Genomic DNA, 5,589 nt, shown 5'->3' on the forward strand with positions numbered 1-5,589 from the left:
GCTTGGCATCCGCGTAGTCGCTGCTCCCCTCATTCCCATCGGACGCATTCATCGCCATATCGCGCGGGTCCAGATAGCCTTCGAATGCGGATTCTGCAAAAGGACCTGCCAGACACGCAACTATCTCCCGGATCGCATCATCGCGTTCCAAACATCGATCCATATCGTCCTCGAAAATCGGCTTTCGCTTCGAGGTGAATCCTTGCGCTGAATAAAAACCCGCGCCTTCGACAACACCACCGCACTCTCCGTCACCGACGTCGGGGTAAATACTAACACTTGAGAAAGCAGGGAGTTCACGGTCGTCGTCGAACGTCTGACGGTGCAAAACGATGGCGGCCACCGCGTGCCCGGCTTCGTGATGCGCCACAAGCGGCAGATATTGGGAGGCTACATTCATGCGGTGCGGCTCTCAGGTCTAGTTTGCTTTTGCGCATAGGACCGCAATTGTCGTGCCAACTGGGAAAATCGTTTCGGGCAATGCGATCGCTCCGATAGCGTTGCGTCTCCTGTCTGACATTGTTGGGAAGTCGACACGCGCCCGTCGCAATGCGGTCGACCTTCCGCGCGAGTTGGGTGACCCGTGAAGGCGGCCGACCAGGACGATGTTGCGCTGATCGGCGACGAAGGCGCGGCCGGGCGAGATCGCGCATCAGGGGGTGACCGGCGTGTCGGCGAAGTCGAAGTCGTCGATGTCCTTGGCCAGCGGCAACTTGGCGACAGCGAACTGGTATTTGATGGAGCGGGCCTGCTTCTCCGATATCTCGGCCTGCAAGAGATCACCGACAATCCTGGGCGGCTCGTGCCGTCGCTTGATGGCGACGCGCCCATGATCTCGTCATAGGCTCTGCGCATTCCGTAGAGCTTCAGCGCTCCCATCAGTTCCAGTACCTCGGTGCGTTCCATGGCTGTTTGTCCTCCTGAGACTGTCATAGCGGGTGCAGTCGGCGACCGCTCGTGAGCTAGCTTCAGCGCTTGGGGAATGGAAAGGATCGTGCCCGGCGCCGGATCGCGGCTGCGGGCCAGGATGTTGAGGATCACCGGCGCCGACGATGCACCGTGCTCGATGGCTTCCTGACAGGCGGCCTCGACCGCGCTCAATCCGTCGGTCAGCACCCAGGTGAGGATCAACACCATCTGCCGGTCGACGTCATCAACCGCCTTGAGCTGCGCCGCACCTTCTCCATTGCCGACCGCACGACCCAGCCAAGGAACGGCGCGCGCCGTGTGCCAGGGATCGTAGGCGACCTCGTTGCGGCCAAAGGAGCGAACGTGTTCTCCCACGACCACGCCATCCTCTGGCGGATGCGATCCGATCGACATAAGCATGGATCTCGATGGGCCGACCGACGGCACTCGACAGCACCGAGTATTTGTTGTTGTCGAAGCGCACCGTGCAGGTCTTCGACACCGACGGGGGAATGCAATGGAAGCCGTCGAAGCGACCGGCAGCCGCTCCCGCTGCGGCTTGGCCGCATTCGCCGACAGCAGCCGGTCCCGCGTCTCACGCCGAGCTCCCATGCGGGGATAGGGCTGGTGCTTGCGCTCGTAGCGGAACTGCGTCTCCTCAGAACGCAGGACCTTGCGCACCACCTTGCGCGAGATCTTCAGCTCACGGCAGATCGCTTTGATCGACTTCCCCTGGACCAGCGACAGCCGACGTATCTTTGCAATCGTCTCTAAAACCAACATCCAAAACACAAATGCCTCCGATCAAGCCGGAGGCATCTTGATGACCCCATCGTTAAGGGGTCCCGTTTGGACGAAAATCACCCTTTAAACAGGGTCCCCATTCCACGAAAAATCAATGCACTACCTTCCAAAGCTGCGAGAGATCGCCACCGACCGCTTTGAAGGGGCTTTCGGCGGTCTCGTCAGCGAGGTTGTGGCATGAAGAAACATCAATCCACAGCATTGGGCCGAAGCATGCCACGGGCTCATGCCGCGGGAGAGCGGGAAGATATTCTTGAAAGAAGAAGCGGTCTCCGACATCAATACCGACAGGATGGGCAGCTTTCTCACATCACTTGAGGTCGAGCGTGGCAGTTGCGACCCGCAATGCAAGGCTGGCGGCGATGCATGCCTTTGCGCGGTTCCTGATTTCGGAGCACCCCGAATATTAGGATACGCTGCAACTGGTGGTGACACTTCCCTTCAAGAGGGCGCGTGGGTGGCACCTGTCGAATATCTCGATGAGCCCGGAAATCAAGAGCGTCCTGGCGCGTATCGTCCGCCGCACGCCTTCTGGACAGCGGGATTACGCTCTGTTTTCGCTGATGTTCAATACGGATGCACGAGTTCAGGGATCCTGAATCTTCGATTGTGACCTTCGTCTGGTATCGCCCTGTCCCGCCGAGCAAAGCAACGACCGCCCCACACTGCTCACCCGGTTCGGTGTTCCATACTTGCTGCGCACACATGGCTGCGGGCGAAGGAACCACCATGGCGGAAAAAAGCATCCATCATCGCCCTTTGCGGGACACGACGGCCATCCACCTCGTCAAGGCGGGTGTTGACATCGCCACCATCAGTCGATGGCCAGGCCACTCGGGCTGAACTAACGATGCGCTACGCCCAGGCCGGTATCGATATGAAGCGGCAAGCGCTCGAACAAGGCTTCCCCGACGTGATGTCATCGGCAAAAGATCAGACGATCATCGCTTTGATGGCTGGATGTTTGGCTGGCTGCACCGCTTGTAGACGCTCAGTTATGTGGAGTTGTATCGCGGGAAGTCGCGCGTCTTGGGCTTTTGCGGTGTCAGCTCCACATCTCTCCGCAGTGCACGTTGTCACTGTTGAAGAGCCGTTTGTTCAATCTTCGTCCTGGCACGGCAAGGGTTGTCGATATTGTGGGCGTCTTGCGCTTGCCGAGCTTGTCCGAAATCCAGCGCCGGATCAGGCGTGAACACTGTTGCGTAGTTCGTCAGCCAGAGCGCGGAGAACGTCGGCGCTTCCTTCCAGCGCCGTAAAAGCGTAGGGATTGAGGAACTGTCGGCCCCAGAACAGATTGCGATCTGTGCCGGATAGCGTAGCTTCCTCGCTGACACGCGGCCAATTCTCCGCAATGCATCGGAGCTGGCCTTCAACAATCGCAAGAGCTTCCGGCGCGCTGAGCAGGAAGTGATGCGCCGCTTCAAGGCAGGACGCTATCCGGCTCATGCGGTTATTGCCGCTGATGAGCATGGCCTGGCTGGCCTCCTGGCCACTGCGGGCCTGCGGACAAATATCGTACGCAGGCGTGAGGGTGAGCTTAGCGCCGTCCCAGAATGCCGCATGGTTGCGGGCATGATCGTCGGTGTTGCCGCAAAGTATGTTGAAGACAATGCGGCTGAACAACTCGCGCAGAGTTTCCGACGGCGCGGTGAATCGGTGGCGAATGATCTCCGCCAAATCCTGGTAGCTGGCGTAACGCGCCATCATCTCATCGAGCGCGAGCATCGTCAGCGCTGAGACCATGGATTTGCGTTGCCAGCCGCCCGTGACCTTGATCCGGTCGAATCGCTCGACGAGCAACACGTCGTTGCCTGCGGCGCGAACGAGCGAGACGGATGCCGCTCTGATGCCGCACAAGGCGGCAAGCCGCATGGCTATGAATTCTCCTTTGACGACGCTGTAAAGGTCGGCAGACGAGGAAAATTTCGCGACATGCTTGACGGCGTCACCCTCGATCAGCGCCTTTGGCCTTGCGCCGCCGATCGAGCTGCCGTGATGCAGCGCCTGATCTAATTCGGGGGTGAGCGGAATACCTTTCTCTACCCGCTCCGCCGATTGGACAAGCTCTTCGAGAGTGGCATTGGCCAGTGCGCGCGGCTCGTAATGCATTGGCGAAAACTGAAAATCGAGCGCGCCGATGCGGTCCGAGCCTGATTCCAGCAAGAACGTCAGTTCTGAAATATCGAGCCGCGCGATTTCATCGCCCTTCACACCGAATTTGCGGTTTAGGATAACCCGTCGTCCCCAGGCATCAGGGGCAGCATCGCGGATGCATCCCGGCATGGTTAGGCCAGGAAGCAAAGGCAATTCGCCTGCCTTCAGGGGCAGTTCCGGGAGATAAAGCGGGATCGCGCTTCCCAGTTCACGAAAGCTCCTGCCATAGTTGAAGCTGACGAGTCCGTCATGGGCATATAGCCGCCCGGCGACAACCGGCGCGGTCTCGCCCGGCAGCCAGACCCAGACATAGGCTTCGTCGTACTTGGGGACCTTAGAACTCATCGACGATCTGCTTGCCGGCCTTGTAGACGTGCTTCGGCAGCAGCGCGATGCGATCGTCCATGCGGCCTGTGAGGGCTGTGATGCCATTGCCGTCGGCATCGAACAGCTTCACACCGACAATGGCAGCAGCTTCGAACATCAGTCCGATTTCGACTTTGGGATCGCCCTTCTCGATGCGCTGCAGGGTGCTGCGTGAAACACCGATTCTCTCGGCTAACTCCTGTGCGGTTAACCGGTGCTGCATCCGGCCAAGCCGGATGGTCTTACCGAAAAGGCCAAGCGCTTCCATCGCGTAGCGCGAATAGGTGCGTTTATACGTTGCCTTCATTCGGGTCTCTGTGACCTATGCATGATCCATATCGCCTTCTTTCGAACTTTATATAGGTAATGTCACAGAGCGACTGCCAAAGTCAAGACTCCGTATCGCAAGCGTTACCCATCCGAACGAGGAAGGCGGATATTGCCGACGGCTCCTGCACAACCGGCCAGCTCTGCGCGTCTCGGGCGAGGCGGAGATCTGGCGCTGGATCGCGGACAGCCTTGAGACGCCTCGCATGAGTCATTCATGGGCGGTCCCTGGTGCGGGGCCGCGGCGCTCGACTGCTGGCCGACATTCTCGGCGGCGGGACCCGCATCCGGCTACACCAGCACTTTTCGACCGCATACGCGCCCAGCTTCTCTCCGAAATCATTGCCAATGAGCGCGAACCTCATGCGATCGCCGAGCTGGCCTGGCGGCGCGGAATCTACGCACGCATCCGTATTCGAGACCGCCCAAGGGAGGCTGACTAGCGTAACGCCCTCCGATCTAAGCGCCTTCCACAAAGCCGCTTTCGCACGCGACGGGCTGCATGTGGCGGTCGTAGGCGACATAGATGCCAAGCCCTGAGAGTAAGGCTCTACCAGCTGTTCGGCGATTTGCCTCAGAAACTGGCGCTTGCCGGCGCGAACCAGTGGTATCGCGAGGGCGAGCACGCCGAGCGCTTTTCCTCCGCCCTCCACTGACCACAGACCCGCACGCAACGAAGCCGCGCTCGATCTTATCGTGGCGTGGCTAGGTGCAATGTTTGCTCTCGCCATCAGGCCGGCTTTCCCGATGGCGTGGTCAACCTGATCTATGCGTCCGAAGGTGATCGCGTGGGCCGTGAACTCTGCACCAATTCCAAAGATCAGCTTTACCGGTTCGAACGAGGTCGGACGGCTGCTGATGCGTCAGTGCTCTGACCAGATCAAGAAGGTCAGCCTTGAAACCGGCGGCAATGCACCTTTCATCATCTTCGATGATGCCGACATTGACGGTGCTGTTGACGGTGCGGTCCAGGCGAAGTTCCGCAATGCCGGCCAGACCTGCGTTTCCGCGAACCGCATTTACGTCCAA

At 59.5% G+C, this 5,589-nt stretch carries 4 protein-coding genes and 3 pseudogenes; 2 read left to right on the forward strand and 5 right to left on the reverse strand.

The features are described from left to right. From EN943_RS34380 to EN943_RS38655, 3 genes and pseudogenes are all read right to left on the reverse strand, one after another. Positions 1 to 400 (reverse strand): hypothetical protein (locus EN943_RS34380; protein WP_164747207.1); only part of this gene is annotated, 400 nt, incomplete at its 3' end. Between the two features lie 192 nt (positions 401 to 592). Then, positions 593 to 906 (reverse strand): annotated as a pseudogene (locus tag EN943_RS34385) (ATP-binding protein); the annotation flags it as partial. A 10-nt stretch (positions 907 to 916) separates the two neighbouring features. Then, positions 917 to 1,450: pseudogene (locus EN943_RS38655) on the reverse strand (IS21 family transposase); the annotation flags it as partial. 516 nt (positions 1,451 to 1,966) lie between these two features. On the opposite strand from EN943_RS38655, the gene EN943_RS34395 reads away from it, so the two are divergent. After that, complete coding sequence (locus tag EN943_RS34395) at positions 1,967 to 2,326, forward strand: hypothetical protein (RefSeq protein WP_126066776.1); 360 nt, start codon at positions 1,967 to 1,969, stop codon at positions 2,324 to 2,326. A gap of 569 nt (positions 2,327 to 2,895) precedes the next feature. On the opposite strand, the gene EN943_RS34400 is transcribed toward EN943_RS34395, so the two are convergent. Further along, a complete protein-coding gene (locus tag EN943_RS34400; protein WP_063169281.1) occupies positions 2,896 to 4,212 on the reverse strand; it encodes a HipA domain-containing protein in 1,317 nt (438 codons plus the stop codon). Beyond that, entirely contained in the window at positions 4,202 to 4,540 is a 339-nt protein-coding gene (locus tag EN943_RS34405; RefSeq protein WP_063169282.1) for a helix-turn-helix transcriptional regulator, read from the reverse strand. Before EN943_RS34405 ends, EN943_RS34400 begins: the two co-directional genes overlap by 11 nt. A gap of 611 nt (positions 4,541 to 5,151) precedes the next feature. On the opposite strand from EN943_RS34405, the pseudogene EN943_RS34415 reads away from it, so the two are divergent. Further along, positions 5,152 to 5,589 (forward strand): annotated as a pseudogene (locus tag EN943_RS34415) (aldehyde dehydrogenase family protein); the annotation flags it as partial.

This window comes from Mesorhizobium sp. M7A.F.Ca.US.006.01.1.1, assembly GCF_003997935.1.
Taxonomy (GTDB): Bacteria; Pseudomonadota; Alphaproteobacteria; order Rhizobiales; family Rhizobiaceae; genus Mesorhizobium.

Bases quoted from the DNA above. Each gene is read 5' to 3' on its own strand.
- EN943_RS34400 (WP_063169281.1), bottom strand. From the start codon at position 4,212: ATGAGTTCTAAGGTCCCCAAGTACGACGAAGCCTATGTCTGGGTCTGG.
- EN943_RS34405 (WP_063169282.1), bottom strand. From the start codon at position 4,540: ATGAAGGCAACGTATAAACGCACCTATTCGCGCTACGCGATGGAAGCG.